Source organism: Lacrimispora sp. YZC11 (genome assembly GCF_057543815.1).
Window position 1 is genome coordinate 38,595 of record NZ_BAAJYQ010000005.1, and the last position, 16,665, is coordinate 55,259.

The 16,665-nt window shown below is 44.9% G+C and carries 10 protein-coding genes and 1 pseudogene; 1 reads left to right on the forward strand and 10 read right to left on the reverse strand.

The window, feature by feature from the left end:
• Positions 1-175 precede the first annotated feature (175 nt).
• The 4 genes from fucO to AC27IJ_RS03330 form a co-directional block, all read right to left on the reverse strand.
• Positions 176-1,324, reverse strand: a complete 1,149-nt coding sequence (gene fucO, locus AC27IJ_RS03315) for a lactaldehyde reductase (RefSeq protein WP_312446642.1) — start codon at positions 1,322-1,324, stop codon at positions 176-178.
• A gap of 155 nt (positions 1,325-1,479) precedes the next feature.
• Positions 1,480-2,070: a TetR/AcrR family transcriptional regulator C-terminal domain-containing protein gene (locus AC27IJ_RS03320; RefSeq protein ID WP_312446643.1), complete on the reverse strand. Its 591-nt coding sequence runs from the start codon at positions 2,068-2,070 to the stop codon at positions 1,480-1,482.
• A 78-nt stretch (positions 2,071-2,148) separates the two neighbouring features.
• Positions 2,149-2,784, reverse strand: coding sequence for a DUF4318 domain-containing protein (locus tag AC27IJ_RS03325; protein WP_313260532.1), 636 nt, complete (start codon positions 2,782-2,784; stop codon positions 2,149-2,151).
• Positions 2,777-3,235 (reverse strand): LytTR family DNA-binding domain-containing protein, encoded by a 459-nt coding sequence (locus tag AC27IJ_RS03330; RefSeq protein ID WP_312503322.1) that lies wholly within the window; start codon positions 3,233-3,235, stop codon positions 2,777-2,779. The genes AC27IJ_RS03325 and AC27IJ_RS03330 overlap by 8 nt, the downstream gene beginning before the upstream one ends.
• Positions 3,236-3,346: 111 nt before the next feature.
• Between AC27IJ_RS03330 and AC27IJ_RS03335 the strand changes: the two are divergent.
• Positions 3,347-3,596 (forward strand): annotated as a pseudogene (locus AC27IJ_RS03335) (hypothetical protein); the annotation flags it as partial.
• 75 nt (positions 3,597-3,671) lie between these two features.
• Here AC27IJ_RS03335 and AC27IJ_RS03340 read toward each other — a convergent pair.
• The 6 genes from AC27IJ_RS03340 to argS form a co-directional block, all read right to left on the reverse strand.
• Complete coding sequence (locus AC27IJ_RS03340) at positions 3,672-7,148, reverse strand: InlB B-repeat-containing protein (protein WP_487147444.1); 3,477 nt, start codon at positions 7,146-7,148, stop codon at positions 3,672-3,674.
• Positions 7,149-7,937: 789 nt separating this feature from the next.
• Positions 7,938-8,456 carry an anaerobic ribonucleoside-triphosphate reductase activating protein gene (gene nrdG, locus AC27IJ_RS03345; RefSeq protein WP_312503326.1) on the reverse strand — a complete coding sequence of 173 codons (519 nt, stop codon included), beginning with the start codon at positions 8,454-8,456 and terminating at the stop codon, positions 7,938-7,940.
• A gap of 10 nt (positions 8,457-8,466) precedes the next feature.
• A complete protein-coding gene (gene nrdD, locus AC27IJ_RS03350; RefSeq protein ID WP_487147447.1) occupies positions 8,467-10,596 on the reverse strand; it encodes an anaerobic ribonucleoside-triphosphate reductase in 2,130 nt (709 codons plus the stop codon).
• A gap of 114 nt (positions 10,597-10,710) precedes the next feature.
• A complete protein-coding gene (locus AC27IJ_RS03355; protein ID WP_312446655.1) occupies positions 10,711-11,331 on the reverse strand; it encodes a flavodoxin family protein in 621 nt (206 codons plus the stop codon).
• 77 nt (positions 11,332-11,408) lie between these two features.
• Entirely contained in the window at positions 11,409-14,552 is a 3,144-nt protein-coding gene (locus tag AC27IJ_RS03360; RefSeq protein WP_487147449.1) for a DEAD/DEAH box helicase, read from the reverse strand.
• A 22-nt stretch (positions 14,553-14,574) separates the two neighbouring features.
• Positions 14,575-16,344, reverse strand: coding sequence for an arginine--tRNA ligase (gene argS, locus AC27IJ_RS03365; protein ID WP_487147451.1), 1,770 nt, complete (start codon positions 16,342-16,344; stop codon positions 14,575-14,577).
• Positions 16,345-16,665: the final 321 nt, after the last annotated feature.

Here is a 16,665-nt window from a genome sequence, read left to right on the forward strand (position 1 = left end):
GGAATGAGTTCCAGAACTGACTCAGCCTTTTCCATTCGATCATTCATAAGTCTTCTCCTTATCCATTTATATTACTTTCAGAATAACCGATTTGGATCTTATTTCAAGTTCTTTTTCCATAGATATCGGGGTATATAAAAATCCTCCGGACCGAGGGCCAGGAGGATTCTTTTGCTTACATAAGCGATTGATAGAGTTTAATGATATCTTCTAAGCTGGCTTCTCTGGGGTTTCCAGGAGCGCAAGCATCTGCTGCCGCGGATTCTGACAGAAACTGCACATCCTCTTCTTTTGCTATCTGTGTTAAATCAGCCGGTATCCCTACATCTGCAGACAGCTTTTTAACCACATCCACCGCCGCTTTGCGGTATGCTTCTTCCGTCATGGCCTCAGTTCCTTCCACGCCCATTGCCTTGGCTATGTCACGGTACTTCTCACCGGTTGTTTCGGCGTTAAACTCCATGATGGCAGGAAGCAGAATGGCGTTTGCCACCCCATGAGGCGTGTCATAAACAGCGCCAAGTGCATGAGCCATGGAATGCACGATACCAAGACCGCAGTTTGAAAATCCCATTCCCGTAATGTACTGGCCCAATGCCATGCCTTCCCGGCCTTCGGCGGTATTTTCCACTGCTCCTCTTAAGCTTTTTCCTATTAATTCAACGGCCTTTAAATTGAACATATCAGTAATGGGATTGGCACCCTTTGTAATATAACCTTCGATTGCATGGGTCAAGGCGTCCATGCCTGTGGCGGCAGTCAGACCCTTTGGCATGCTGGACATCATATCCGGGTCAACAATGGCAACCACAGGGATATCATGAGGATCCACGCAGACGAATTTACGCTTCTTTTCCACATCAGTGATCACGTAGTTGATGGTAACTTCCGCTGCCGTACCTGCCGTGGTAGGAACGGCGATGATCGGTATGCTTGGCTTTTTGGTGGGAGCCACTCCTTCCAGGCTTCTCACATCTTCATATTCTGGATTTGCAATGATGATGCCGATGGCTTTTGCGGTATCCATGGAAGAACCGCCGCCAACCGCTACGATATAATCCGCCCCTGACTTTTTAAATGCTTGTACCCCTGTCTGAACATTTTCTATCGTAGGGTTTGGCTTGATATCTGAATAAACCTCATAATCCATTCCGTTTTCTTCCAGAATCTTTGTGATCTTTGAGGTTACGTTAAATTTAATCAAATCAGGATCAGAGGCAACAAATGCCTTCTGAAATCCTCTCTTTTTTACCTCCCCTGGAATCTCCTGAACCGCACCGGAGCCGTGGTATGATGTTTCATTTAATACGATTCTGTTTGCCATGACAACCTCTCCTTCTCCTTAATAATGGACATGCTACTTATGTTACAATATTAACAACTAAGGGAGAAAAAATAAAGTTACAGTTTGAAGTTTTTGTAACAATTTTTACAAAAACTATAAACTGTAACTTTTATTATGTGCACATCGACTATACCCTACCTCAGACCGGCTTCTGAAAATACCGCGGCAAGCCTGGGCGGCATAGCTTCCGTCAGGCTTGCTGCCATCTCACTCGGAGTCTGCTTCATGCCAGAAAGCACCCATTTCACCGTCATATACACAGAACCTCTGCAATACATCTCAAGAAGAAACTGGATTTCCTCGGAAAGCGGTTCCTGTCTCTTCCGGGTAATGAGCTCCGTGTAAAATCCCATGAAAAGTTCAAAATCGTGCTCCTTTAAAGAATTATAATCATCGGAACGGAACGCCTCCGTAAAGAATATCTTTTCTTTTTTGATAAATTCGTACTTTTTCTTCATGCTTTGGCCCACGGTTTTATCCACTCCGATCTGGGCAAAAGATTCCATTACCAGCTTGTCAAAATACCAGTTGATTAAATCGTATTTATCTTTAAAATTGCGGTAAAAGGTTTGTCTGGTCATCCCACACCCGTCCACAATGTTCTGGACTGTAATTTTATCCACGGGCTTGATTTTCATGCAATCCTTTATGGAATCGGCCAGACGGTATTTTGTTTTTTCGCTTTTGTTTGGATTGTCAATCATGTTCCGCTCCTGTATGTTCATTCTATTTCCTCTATTTTACCACAGATTTCAAGGTTTGTGAACACACTCATCTTTCGACTGAATTCCGGCCATGGCCAATTAAAGCTTTGTAATGTCCATGGTATACGTAGCTCCTCCATAAGTATAGAAATACCTTAAATCCACTTCATGAAGGACTCCGTCAAGCTTAACCACAGCCGGAATATCCCGTTTTATATATTCCAGGCTCAGGTGGTTTTTGATACAGTAATTTTCCAGGACAGAGAAAAATTCTTCCTTTGTACCGGGCTTATCATTTAAGTCAATGACAAGGTTACGTCCTCCCTTCGCCTTATTCAGTTGGTTGGCGGTACGCTTTGCGTAAAGGTAATTAAACGCCCATCTTCCGAAAAGCACCACAGCATCCGATAAAATCATGCATCTTAAATAATCCGGAAGAAGTCCGGCAAGAAGCAATAAGATGAAGGATAAAATATAATACCAGTACATAAAAGCCATGCCCCGCAGCCAGCTTAAATCCATTTCAGGCAGCCGTTTAAAGAACTGAAGCAGGCAGCCTGCCGCAAGATAAATGAGAAAAAACAGGCCTAGGCGGTCCATGACGATCTCCAGCCCCTGTCTGCCGGAGAAAAGCCAAAGTCCCATTAAAGCACCTACAAATAAAATCATCCCCAAATCGGCTCCGGAAAACATAATTTCCCAAAAAACCTCTCTTTTTCCCTCGTTCCTATTCATAATGCCTCACCTCCAAAATCCTGTCTTTTACCTCTTTTAAATATTTCCTGGAAATATAGGTTTCCTGAGAATTTAACATGGAAACCTTCATAAGCCCATTGAGCATGGGAGTATAGGTCCTTACCTTATCTATATTCATGATCACAGACTTGGATATCCGGATAAAATTAGACGGAAGAAGCCGTTCCAGCTCATAAAGCCTCTTATTCATCTCATAAGTTTCCTGTTCCGTATGGACCACCTGTTTATCATTTACTGTTTCAATCAAATAAATTTCAGGGCTTGGGACCCGGCAGATCTTTTCTCCCTTTTGACACAAGAGCGTTACTGCGTGAAATAAATCCTGTTCCAGATATTCCACAAGTCGGTCCAATGCTACACCCCGCTCATGGATGTATAAATCCGCAGATTCTTCTGCTTCGTGGCTGATTGTTTTAATATTAACCTTCATACTGCTTCCTCCTGAATGCAAATTCATCATATCACATTTGAACCAGTATTTACAGGGTTTATGGGTAAGTGGCTGGTTTTAAACGGTAAGAAGCATTGGGGCTGTCTCTTTCAGGGGGGTGGTTCAGCGCTTGGTCCTCAACTCATAGCAGAGCTAGGTGATGTGACCCGTTTTTCTCACAGAGATGCCAATCACTGCCCCCGTCTATACTTTCACGTCAAAGAAACGTACATAAGGTAAGTCGTATTACATTTATATGACTGCCGATGCCAACAAATTTTTATGTATCTATTACGGAAGAGTAAAAGAATACCTGGATTCTCTTAGAGAAACCAGGTATTCTATGCTTTTTGTATCTTAGTCCAGCGTTATAAGGTGGTCTTTTTTGATGCCATTTTAATGTTTATAAGATACTGTCAATTGCTTTCCATCATACTTATAGTTCCTGTTCCGTCTCTTCGCTTTTCGGCTTTTTTCCAATCAGCAGATAGAAAACGAGAAGAATATTTCCGGCAAACAGAAATGCTGATCCCAGCCCGCCACCTGTATATCCGGTTTTTGGCAAACGATCCATTTCATTGGTATCCTTAGGGGTCTGCAGCCCTTCCCATTCGCCGAGTGGAACCGCTTCGGGTATTATAACAACTTCCTTCTGGCTTCCGCCTCCCCCACTGCTGCCACCGCTTCCACTACTGCCGCTGCTACCGCCACTGCCGTTGCCGCTGCTTCCGCTTCCGCCACTGCCACCGCTTCCGCCATTACCACCGCTTCCGCCATTACCACCGCTTCCGCCATTACCACCGCTTTCTCCGCTTCCATCGGAGTTCAGCTTATAGTATAGTTTAAAAACCGTACTTCCATCAGCCATAATCAGTCCCTCATTACTGCTCAATTCCGCCTGATAAGTATAGCTGGAATAAGATCTGGGCTCAGGTATGACCACCGTTCCCGCCAGGGCGGTACGCACCTCGCTGTCCTTCAATATGTATTCGCCGGTAGACTGCTGCAAATAGTGCTCTACCAGATAGTTTACGGAAAAGGCCGGTGTATACCTGAAAACAACAACATTTTCAGATGCCTCCCGAGACAAGGGGAATGTTATCTGATAGGCATCAGGCACATAGTTGGCTATGTACTGATAATTTTCAGTTTCAATCGCCTTGTTCGTAGTGACCTGTTTACTTTCCCTCAGGACTACTCCCTCTTCGTCCACATAATCAATTCTGTAATCAACTGTCTGAAACGGATTATAGTAAAAATAGATAACATTGTTTTCTCCCTGTCCCTTGAGTACCAGACTCTTGCTTAAATGGTCCGGAAGATAACCATCAATCACCATGGCGGAAGCACTGGCCGTTTCACCCAGCAGTCCTTCTGTGAAATATTCCTTGCTGTACAATTCATAAACTCCGGAAGCATTTTTCTTCATATATTGCACCACATAGCTGACATCCTCCGGTTTGATCCACCGTGCGGTAAGGGTAAACGATTCAGTCACCGGGAATCCGAAGGTATATCGCAAAGATGCCTGATCCGCATACCAGCCGGCAAAAATATATCCGGAATAATTGGGATCCGGTGGAACTTCCAGGCTATCAAACATTTCCACGGATTCCATCCACGGACTTTTCCCGTTGGCAGGCTCAAAAGTTATCTGATATACGGGCTTTGCCCATTTTGCAAATAATATAAGATCGTGAGCCGGCATTGATGCATTTTCAAATGTAAAACCAGTGCCTTCATAGCACTCCTCCGTCGTATACCAACCGACAAATTCATAGACCGGCGGCATTCCTGAAGGACGTGTGGAAGGCTCTATAAAATATGGTGCTATCCCTTTTCCATAGGAAATCTGGTCAACAGAAGAAACAATGCTCTCCCCGTTATAAAACGTGATCTTGTATTGATTCCGGTCATATTTAAAGAAGATGTCACCGGTATCCTGCGAAAAAGGAATTCCGCTCTCCTGCTGTGGATCTGCAGTAAAACCGGCAAATGCTTTTGGATACCATATACCGCTTCCTGCCCAGTTGACCGTCTGCATATACTCATTGTTTTCTATATAGCCGCTGCCGCCAATTTCTTGAAACAAGTAGTGAATTGTAACCGGATATGTACCTGCTATGAACTCAGCCCGTAATGTGGTTCCCCCTTCATGAACCAATTCATTTTTCATAAAATACTGTTTGGTAGAATGATACATAATTGAAGTGGATACCTGAAGGTTTCTCCAGCCCCGAAATTTGTTTGTTTCCGGATCCTGTGGAGACTGAGGAGGCGTTACCGGCCAGAGATGGTCAATCGCAGCCCCGTATTTTGCCTCAATGATATAAGGATTCCCATCATTATAGCGGTAAAACGATCCATCGACCTCCATTCCGGCACCTCCGTCATCAAACGTAATGGTGTAGGTTTTTCGGTCATAATAAATATTTACGATTGTGGAACCATTTCCCTTTATTTTCAATCCGCTTACGGCCTGTTCCGTTTTTGCTTCGTTACGGAAATAATAATCGGATTGTATGGGGAAGAGAATTCCCGATTCATCTGACGGAACGGCCGGCACATCTCCTGATTGCCCGCCCATCTGCTGACTGCCGACATAATCATAATGCCCACTCTCCGCAATGTTTTCCAGCCAATAGACCACAGTGTAAGACGTATTCACGGTATTCCAAAGGGCTTTTAAATGAATGTCATGATCCGCCATGATTTGGGGCAGTTCAGGCTCCCATCCACCAAATGAATATCCCGGACGGGTAGGCGGTTCCGGAATCGTCAGGTTCTGACCGTACAAAGCATTGTATGGACTAATATAGCTTCCTTGATCAGTATCGAAATATACATTATGTACGTTTCTGGTATATTTTACCTGCAGTATGGTGCTGCCGTCTGAGGCAACGGAAGCAGAAACCGATTCCGTCTGTACGGTAAATCCTTCATAGGTCTTAGGCACAGCCATCACGGTCTGTTCACTAATTCCAGATAGCGTCTCCTGCTCTCTTAAAGTATAATGAGTAAGATCTAAATCCTGTACAAAATGCTGTACCTGATAGGTAGTATCTGCCGGTGAATACGTCACCTGCAAATACAAATCTTCCGAAGCTGCTTCAATATCCAGACGAACAACAAACTGATCGGGTACGTATCCCTCAATAGAAGGAGAATAAATTGCCATTTTCAGCTGATACCCTTCCGTAACGGTTGCAATATAAGGTTCCGCAACTTCCTGATTCGCACTACCAACATACACAATTTTAATGGTATAAGTTTTCATTGCTTTGTATTGAGTATAGACCTCTAAGTCCTCCTGAACATGGGTATAGTCTGTGCTCCAGCCGGTGAATATATATCCCTCCCGTTCAGGTGCCTGAGGTGCAACAGCACTTTCGCCTGCAGCAACAGACTGGACAGACCCAATCCGGTTGCCCTCCCAATCAAAAAAGCTAACTTCATAATAAACGGCTTTCTCCAGCTTTTGTTCTAGAAGCAAATCAGGAAAAACAGGAAGATCTGCATTATTTCCTTCATTGGCTCCATTCTCCTGTCCGGATTCATTCCCTATGCTTTCCTGTTCCTCTTCATGGATGTCATCTGTCTGTGGGGTCTCATTCTCGGTGTCTTCTTTTTCCGCACTTTCAGTCTTTCCGCTCTCCGAAGTTTCCGCTTCTGTGCTTTCTTCTTCCTCAATGTCCGGAGTTTCCTCTTTTATGCTTTCCTCTTCCTCCGTATGTACGTCAGATACTTCTTCATTATCATTCGCTCCCCCGGCTCCTGCAGAATCTGCCGCAGGTTCTTCCTCCGCATGTGATACTTCTGTGCTGTTCTCCTGAAAACCAGCCATGCTCGTTTGAGCCTGCCCGCCTATCAACATAAAAATCAACAGCAATGAAATAAATTTCTTGTAAACCATAATTAAACCTCTTTTGATCTTCAATACAATTAATCTCCCCTTCATAAATTGAATCCCAGTGATTATGATCCTCATGATAGCACGCAGTACCTTATAAGACTTTTTCTTCTATTCGCTTGTAAAAACCTCTAAACGATAAGTAAGATAATCAGCGCAGGCAAAACGGAGCTGACCCGGGCTCAGCCAGTAGTTTTTAAAAGCAGTCTGCGAGACTTTTTCTTTTTTATATTATCATCTGATTCATGATCTTTTGTAAGAGCTTCCTGTAAAATGAAACCAACACATTATTATATAATCTTCCTACCCCTTGCCAGCCGAAATTATATAATATCTAACAGGTAAAGTATATTATATAATCAGGTAAATTTCCGTATATTGTAACGAATTTATGTTTTCAAGTATCGAATTTCTAATTGAACCACTCTGCAGCAATTTCATACTCTTAGCAGTAACTGACAGCCATGGAGGAATCAACGATATCACCGAATGGGAACTTGCATATAAATTAAGGAAATAATGTGCAAAATCGCCCATAGGGCATGGCATCTTACGATATCCGGCATATGAATGACCGTGATGTACTGGATATACTTTTCTATTTCACTCAAAGCGGAGAACTTTCATAATAAAACAAAAAGTCACCCAAATACAAATCTGTATTTAAGTGACAATACCATATAGCTGTTAAAACCCAGGTAATCCGTTGTTGAAAACATAGTTTCCATGAGTCGAAAAAAACAGGGCATTTCGCCGCCGCCCTTACGGCAGACGGCAAAATGCCTTGTTTCTTTATTCCCACGGTACAAGCTCTCCCAAAGCAAGGGATTCCTGTACCTTAATGATCCGCTGATTGGATGACCCTCTAAATCTCAGCCTTAGATTCTTTTTTTCCACTTCAAATCTTCCGTCAACCAGGACATCCAGACAGGCCAGGATCCGCCTAGTCTCAGGAAGCCTCTCCGACATGTCTCCCAGGATATCCTTTTCAAAGTCATAGCCGCTATAGCACCAGATGGTTTTTTCCGGAAACCGCTCCTTTACCTTCTCTACCAGGGACAGGATCCCCTTCTGGTTCGCCGGGTCCATGGGTTCTCCTCCCAGAAGGCTTAAGCCGGCAATGTACGTATGGTCTAAATATTCCAATATCTTTTCTGTGGTTTCCGGTCCGTATTCCCGGCCGTAATGAAAATCCCAGGCCTCGGAATTAAAGCATTCCCTGCAGCGGTGGGTGCATCCGCTGACAAACAAAGATACCCTGACCCCTGGGCCGTTGGCCACATCCGTGGGCTTTATGGTCGCATAATTCATGGCATACCTCCTACAGATGAAGGACTCTGGATTTGATCTCCTTTGTCTTTCCGGTGTTCCAGAAATTCTCTCCCAGATAGCCGCAGGTTCTTCTGGTCACATTCATCCGCCTCTTATCCTTGTTATGGCACTGAGGGCATTCCCATTCCAGGTCGTCGTTGATGATGATCTCGCCGTCATAGCCGCAATCCTGGCAATAGTCTGATTTAGTGTTAAACTCCGCATACTGGATGTTATCATAAATGAATTTCACCACTTCTTCCATTGCCTCCAGATTGTTCTGCATGTTTGGAACTTCCACATAGGAAATGGATCCGCCGGAGGAAATCTTCTGGAACTGGCTTTCAAAGTTAAATTTGCTGAACGCATCAATGGACTCCCGCACGTCAACGTGATAGGAGTTGGTGTAATACCCTTTGTCCGTCACATCAGGTATGCTTCCGAATCGCTCTCTGTCAATTTTGGCAAACCGGTAGCAAAGAGATTCTGCCGGTGTTCCGTATAAGCCAAAGCCAAGGCCTGTCTGCTTTTTCCACTGGTCCACAACCTCCCGCATGTGATTCATCACACGAAGAGCAAACTCTTCTCCTTCCGGAGTTGTCTGGCTGACCCCTTTCATAAGCTTAGTCGCCTCATAAAGGCCGATGTATCCAAGAGATATGGTAGAATAGCCGTTTTGAAGCAGCTGGTCGATTTTTTCGCCCTTTTTAAGCCGTGCAATGGCGCCATACTGCCAGTGAATCGGGCTTACATCGGAAAGGGTGCCTTCCAGCGATTTATGCCTGTACATCAGGGCCTCATAGCACAGATCCAGACGTTCTTCCAAAAGCTTCCAGAACGTATCTTCGTCTCCCTTTGCCAGAATGCTGATCTGGGGCAGGTTAAGGCTTACCACTCCCTGATTAAACCTTCCCTCAAACTTGTAATTTCCGTTCTCATCCTTCCATGTAGACAGGAAGCTCCGGCAGCCCATACAGCTGAACACATTTCCATCGTAATTCTCCCTCATCTTCTTAGCAGAAATGTAATCCGGATACATACGCTTGGAGGAGCATTTTACCGCCAGTTTGGTAATATAATCATATTTTCCGCCCTTTAAGCAGTTATTCTCATCTAAAACATAGATCAGCTTAGGAAATGCAGGAGTAACATAAACGCCTGCTTCATTCTTGATCCCCTCAAGCCTCTGGCGGAGAACCTCCTCCACGATCATGGCATTTTCCTTTATGTATTCGTCATTATCATCAAGGCATAAGAACAGGGTCACGAATGGAGCCTGGCCGTTGGTCGTCATTAAGGTGTTGATCTGGTACTGAATAGTCTGTACCCCGGATTTCAGCTCATCTCCCAGACGGATGGAAGCCATCTTTTCCACTATCTCAGGGCTAACCGTATCCCCGAATTCTTCACGGATCTGTTTGCGGAATTTATTATTGCTTTTTCTTAAATATTTACCCAAATGCCGGATATCTACGGACTGGCCGCCGTACTGGTTACTGGCAACTGCCGCAATGATCTGGGTCATGACAGTACACGCCACCTGAAAGCTCTTAGGACTCTCGATCATTTTTTCATTCATTACAGTGCCGTTATCCAGCATATCACCGATATTGATCAGACAGCAGTTAAAAATCGGCTGTACGAAATAATCCGCATCGTGGAAGTGAATGGATCCCTGGTCATGGGCAAGGGAAATACGCTCCGGAAGCAGCATCCTTCTGGTTAAGTCTCTGGAAACCTCCCCTGCGATGTAATCTCTCTGAGTAGATGCAAGAATGGTATTCTTGTTGGAATTTTCCTCTGCAAGTTCCTTGTTCTCATTTTTAATCAGCTTTAAAATGGACTCATCGGTTGTATTTGCCTTCCGAAGCAAAGCCCTCTGGTAACGGTAAATGATGTATTTTTTGGAAAGCGTATATTTGTTCTTATTTACCAGACTGCTCTCGATCATGTCCTGAATGGCTTCCACACTGATCACGCCGTCGTTTTCTCTCTCCACATGATCCAGTATTGCATCAATCATTTCCTCTCCGGCCCGTTCAGAAACTTCCACCTCTGCATTGGCTTTCCGAATGGCTGTAATGATTTTATCCCTGTCATACTCCACAATTCTGCCGTCACGTTTTTGAACTTTAATCATCCTTGTCACCTTAACCTCTTCTATATTTTGTGTCTATGGAATTTGAATCACTATATGTAGTGCCTATCTCATTATACACCACAAATAAAAAAAGTAAAGGGGATTTTTTCTAGCTTACCGGATAAAATTTGTTCTGGGAATTTCCTCCCTGGCAGGAAGGCTGATTCCTGCGGCTTTTCCCACCTCCAGGCATTTTAACAGCCATGCCATATTTTTTCCGAGAGTTCTCATGGTGTGAAGCCCCTCCAAATCCTGCTCCACGTCCTGAGGCGTAAATCCGTGAACCATATTCCAGTAAGAGGATGAAACGACCGGCATCTGGGCAATGGTGAAATATTTATTTAAAACATCAAGAGAAGCGGTGGTTCCTGCTCTCCGGGCGGAAACAACGGCCGCTCCCGGCTTATAAGCAAAATTTCTTCCCGCATAAAACAAACGGTCCATGAAGGAAAGAACTGTGCCGCTGGGGGAAGCATAGTGAACCGGAGAACCTACAATCAGCCCTGCCGCTGTTTCCATCTTCTCCAGCACCTGATTAACCATGTCATAAGTAAATACACACCTTCCTGTTTCTGAACATTTCTGGCAGGCAATACAGCCATGGACAGACTGGCTCCCGACATGAAGAATTTCTGTTTCGATGCCTTCCTCATTCAAAGCCCATTCTACCTCGAGGAGGGCGCGGTTGGTACAGCCTCTCTCATGAGGGCTTCCATTTAACATTAGTACTTTCATCACTCATCCATCCTTTCATTCAAATCTCTTCTGTTTCCTTTATGGAATCCAGAGCATTCTTCCTATAATAAGTTTCTCTATATATCCAAAAGCCCCAATAAATCCTCTTTGGTCAGATTACTTAAGGACACAGTTCCCTCTGATATAATCTGTTCCGCCAAATCCTTCTTGGACTCCTGAAGCTTTAAAATATTTTCCTCAATCGTACCCTTTGTGATCAGCTTGAATACGCTCACCTGCTTCTCCTGGCCGATCCGGTGGGCCCGGTCAGTGGCCTGGTTCTGAGCCGCCACATTCCACCATGGATCAAAGTGTATGACCACATCCGCTGCAGTCAGGTTAAGTCCTGTTCCGCCTGCCTTTAAAGAAATCAGGAACAGGGGGATCTCATCATCTTTAAAGGAATTTACCATATGGAGCCTATCCTCTTTCGGAGTGGCTCCGGTCAGCAAGTAGTATGGGACCGCCTCTTTTTTAAGCCTTTGTCCGATCACCTCCAGCATAGAGGTAAACTGTGAAAAGAGCAGGATCTTATGCCCTCCCTCTACCCCGTTCCGAACCAGGTCAATGCAGGTTTCCAGCTTTGCTGATCCCCCTTTATAATTCTCATAGCATAACTGAGGATCGCAGCAGATCTGCCGGAGTCTGGTAAGCGCCGCAAGGATCTGGATGTTATCCTTACCATACTTGCCTTCCAAGCTCTCAAGCTCCTGCTTTAAGTGGAATGCGTTTGCCGTGTACAGCTCCTTCTGTTCCTTATCAAAAGCGGAATAAACAATGGTTTCCAGCTTATCCGGCAGCTCTTTCAGCACATCCTTCTTAAGCCGCCTTAAAAGGAAGGGGCCGATCAGGCGGTGAAGGCCCTCCAGCACCGTTCTTTCCTGATCCCGGACAATGGGCTGTTCATACTCTTTTTTAAACTTCCGGTAGGTGAAGAGAAATCCCGGCATCAGGAAATCGAAAATGCTCCACAGCTCTGATAAGCGGTTTTCAATAGGGGTACCGGTTAAGGCAAACCGGTTCCTTGCATCAATGCTCTTTACCGCCCTTGCACTCTGAGTGGATGCATTTTTGATGTACTGGGCTTCATCAATAATCTGAAACCGGAAAGTCTTATCCTTATAAAGATCAATATCCCGTTTTAACAAATCATAAGAAGTAATCAGCACATCTTCTTTATCTACGTTCATTAACTGCTCTTCCCGTTCTCCTGCCTGTCCGGAGATTGTCGCAACCTTAAGAGAAGGAGCAAAAACATGAAGCTCATTTTCCCAGTTGTATACCAGGGAAGCGGGACAGACAACAAGAGAGATGGTATGCTCTTTTTTTTCTGCTTCGTCAAGGAGCAGGGCTATGACCTGAATGGTTTTTCCAAGGCCCATATCATCAGCCAGGATTCCTCCAAAACCATAGCTGTCCAACGTCTTAAGCCAGCGGTATCCCGTCTTTTGATACCCTCTCAGCACATGACGGAGGGGCTGAGGGACTTCGAAATCACTGTCCTCCACAGACTTCATTCCCCGGACTACCGATTTATAAAGCTGGTCCCGGTAAAGGGTTATGCCATTTCCCTCTTTCAGGATGCTGTCCAGATAAAGTGCCCTGTATTTGGGAAGGCGGAAAGACTTGTTCAGCATATCAGGATCAGCAGACAAGCCCTCTATCAGCTTTGCAACGGTCATAAGACCATTGTCATCAAGGCTGATAAATTCCCCGTTTTTTAAGCGGTAATATTTCTTTTTCTGGCTGTACACCTCCAAAAGCCTGCTTAAGTCCTCTCCTGACAGCCCGGCCGTATCCACGTCCAGCTCCAGCCAGTTCCCTACGCTCCTGACTCCGATGGATACCTTCGGAGGAGGCAGAATCTTTAATTTCTTAAAGGATTCGGAAAAATAAACCTCTCCAAGCGCGATGAACTCGCTCATCCCGGTTGAAAGTAACTGGTATACCGCTTCCTCATCATCCCGGATGGCCGGATATTCTGATTCGTATTCCTTATATTTAAAATACCGGGTGATCAGGCGGCTGATGCGGAACTCACCCGGTATATCCCGGCACACGGTACGGGGAAGGCGCTCATCTTCTACCGGCTGGAAAGAATAGTCCCCATAGGAAAGGGTCGGCTTTAAAATCAGCCCGCCCTGCCCGTCGGAATCAAAATCAAACCTGGCCTTCAGTTCCTCCGGCTTATACGCTTCCAGATCCAGTTCTTTGGAATCAATGGTGCAGTAGGCTGCAATCCTTTTTAATACACGTTCATAAAAAAGAGGCATATCCTTGTTATTGATTTCCGTTTCATAGGAAGGTTTAAACCCTTCCATCATCTGTCCCAAAAACACGGAAAGAGCCTCGCTGCAGGACTGGTCGCAGCAATATAAGTATTTCATATCTGCAAGATATAAACGGCGTTCCCCTTCAAAGGTTAAAATATCCCGGTCAATGGACACCAATACTCCATCCCGACCATGTCGCTTAACCGTAACTTTTAAGTCCGGAATGCGGTCTACGATTACAAGCTGCCGCTTCTGCCCCTTGTAATCCTCAAACTCCAGGGTCTCTCCCATCATGATTCCAAAAAAACGGTCCCGGTTTGCACGGCTTAAATTTAAGAACCGCAGAGCAGGCCTTGTGGAAAAGGAACTTTTCTGGAACTGTTCATAATGCTCACAATACGCATTCACAATCTCCAGTACAAATTCCAGAAGGGGACGGCTCTCCTTAGCAAAAGCGGAAGGGGTGTGATGGAATGCCAGATTTTTGCCGTATTCCACATAGGTGCCGTTTTCCACCGCATTTGCAAAAGCAGCCAGATCCTTCACCATGTAGAGCCGGTCCCTGCCCAGCTTAAACTCCAGCTTTACTTCCCTCCGGCTGACCAGGAGAGATACAGAAAGCTTCACCTGTTCCTCTTCTCCCTCGCTCATGATCCGGGACACCTCACGGTTGGTATATTCCCGGATCATGGCTCTTGCCTGCTGGGACGTGGTCACCGGCTTTCCAGGGTTTGATTCCTGCTCCTTATAAACCTCAAACAGAGCTTTGCAGTGGGAGCACATACCACGGTAGGAATTTCCCTGGGCACAGGAACAAGAGTAGTCAAAAACCTGACTACCCTTGATATGCAGATTTGCCTTATATTCCGTTCCCTGGTCCTCCACCAGGGCACTGACACCTGATTCACCCTTCCAGAAGGTATTTGTCGTCAAGTGTGATACTTTCATAATTTCTCACATCCGTTCACCATTACATTCGTTCCGGCGCCTCAATCCCCAGTACGCCAATGCATGCATTTAATACATCCTTTGTAAGCCTGATTAAACGGACCCAGGATGCCTGCCGCTTTTTGTCCTCTTCGGTTATGATCTTGGTATCATGGTAAAAACGGTTAAATGCATTGGCAAGCTCATAAATGTACTGGCATATTTTATGGGGTGCAAGCTCCGTAAAGCCTGTTTCCAGGATTTCATTGTATCTGGAAAGCTGGAGCATCAGATCCTTTTCCGCATCTGACGCGGCTGCAAGAATCCGTTCCTCACCCTGATATTTGTCTTCAAGACCCTGATATTTTGCAAGAATAGACTTAATTCTTACGATGGTATAAAGGATGTAAGGGCCGGTGTTTCCCTCAAAGGATACGAAACGGTCCATGTCAAACACATAGTCTTTGGATGCCTGATTGGATAAGTCCCCATACTTTAAGGCTGCCATTCCCACGATCTTTGATGTTTCCTCCGCTTCTTTCTCAGAAACTGTACGGTTCTCCATGATCTTTTCGTAAGCTGCCCTGCTGATGTCCGAAATCAGGGTCTCCAGGCGCATGACTCCGCCATCCCTTGTCTTAAAGGGCTTTCCATCTTTTCCGTTCATGGTTCCGAAGCAAAGATGGGACATTTTTTTATCCAGTGATACAAAACCGGCCTTCTTTGCCACACGGAATACCTGGACGAAATGCAGTTCCTGACGCTTATCCGTGATATAGATGTACCAGTCAGGCATTATATCTTTCTCACGTTCAATGATGGTTCCAAGATCGGAAGTGGAATAAAGGGCAGCTCCGTCCGACTTTCTTACAATACAGGGAGGAAGTTCCTTGGTATCCCCCTCTTCTCCAATATCCACAACTAGAGCTCCCTGGCTTTCATAGGCAAGGCCCTTGTCTTCCAGCTCTTTAATTAAATCTGAAATATAGGGTTCCGCATCGCTTTCCCCTTTCCATAAATCAAAGGAAACATTGAGATTTCCGTAATTTTTCTTTAAATCGGAAACAGAAACTTCTATAATATGCTGCCAGATCGCACGATAAGGCCGGAAACCGTTTTGCAGCTTTAAAGTGGCGCCATGGGCTCTTTCGCTGAATTCCTCATTTGATTTGGCTTTTGAACTGGCCGCCGGGTATATCTCTTCCAACTCACTAATGGTAAAAGGAGCTTCCTTTGGATACTCCCCTTCATAGGATTCGTCAAAATAAGGAAGCTCCGGCTTTCTGTCCTTAAGCTCCTCAATAATTAGTCCCATCTGTAGGCCCCAGTCTCCCAGATGAACATCTCCAATGACTTGATGTCCCAGAAAACGGCCCAATCTCTTAATGCTTTCCCCGATAATGGCGGAACGGAGATGACCCACGTGCAGAGGCTTTGCCACATTGGCTCCGCCGTAATCCACTACAATTGTCATTGGGTTTTCTGTTTTTTCACAGCCGCACTGTTCTTCGTCAGACATGCCGTTCATATATTCTGCCAGATAATCTGAGTCAAGCTTCAAATTGATAAACCCCGGCATCACTGCATCCACCGCAGCAAATACATGGCTTCCCGTAAGCTTTGCCACCACTTCTGATGCGATATCAAAAGGTTTCTTTTTATAAGCCTTAGCTGCCGCCATGGCTCCGTTACACTGGTATTCGCAAAGGTCCGGACGATTGGATAAGGTTACCTTTGCATAAGCCTCATCGTATCTGCAGTCCGCAAATGCTGCCTTCATCTCTGCTGTAATCAAATCAAGAATCTTCTTCATCAGTTCCTGGTCTCCTTTTTCTATTCCAGATATTTCTACGCTAAATATTAATTATATTACAAGTAATCTTAAAAATCAAATTCTTTTCCCTTTTCTTTTCCAAAACGGTTCTTCTATGCAATTCCCAACTGTCTGGACATAATTAACATGCCTTTTTATAAAATAAGCGCCTTTTTGGGGGAGGTCAGCAGATTCGGACAATCCTTATCTTTTCCCTAAAAGGTGCTTTCTTTTTATATCCAACAATATTTACCTTTTATCCTTACTATATACCTTTCTTGCATTCCTTCGCAGCGTTTTTTTTAAAGCATATCCTGCTCT

What these genes read in the sequence shown, in the direction of transcription:
- AC27IJ_RS03340 (WP_487147444.1), bottom strand. Translation starts at nt 7,148, where the DNA reads ATGGTTTACAAGAAATTTATTTCATTGCTGTTGATTTTTATGTTGATA.
- nrdG (WP_312503326.1), bottom strand. Translation starts at nt 8,456, where the DNA reads ATGAATTATGCGACCATAAAGCCCACGGATGTGGCCAACGGCCCAGGG.
- AC27IJ_RS03330 (WP_312503322.1), bottom strand. Translation starts at nt 3,235, where the DNA reads ATGAAGGTTAATATTAAAACAATCAGCCACGAAGCAGAAGAATCTGCG.
- AC27IJ_RS03360 (WP_487147449.1), bottom strand. Translation starts at nt 14,552, where the DNA reads ATGAAAGTATCACACTTGACGACAAATACCTTCTGGAAGGGTGAATCA.
- AC27IJ_RS03320 (WP_312446643.1), bottom strand. Translation starts at nt 2,070, where the DNA reads ATGAACATACAGGAGCGGAACATGATTGACAATCCAAACAAAAGCGAA.
- fucO (WP_312446642.1), bottom strand. Translation starts at nt 1,324, where the DNA reads ATGGCAAACAGAATCGTATTAAATGAAACATCATACCACGGCTCCGGT.
- AC27IJ_RS03355 (WP_312446655.1), bottom strand. Translation starts at nt 11,331, where the DNA reads ATGAAAGTACTAATGTTAAATGGAAGCCCTCATGAGAGAGGCTGTACC.
- argS (WP_487147451.1), bottom strand. Translation starts at nt 16,344, where the DNA reads ATGAAGAAGATTCTTGATTTGATTACAGCAGAGATGAAGGCAGCATTT.
- nrdD (WP_487147447.1), bottom strand. Translation starts at nt 10,596, where the DNA reads ATGATTAAAGTTCAAAAACGTGACGGCAGAATTGTGGAGTATGACAGG.
- AC27IJ_RS03325 (WP_313260532.1), bottom strand. Translation starts at nt 2,784, where the DNA reads ATGAATAGGAACGAGGGAAAAAGAGAGGTTTTTTGGGAAATTATGTTT.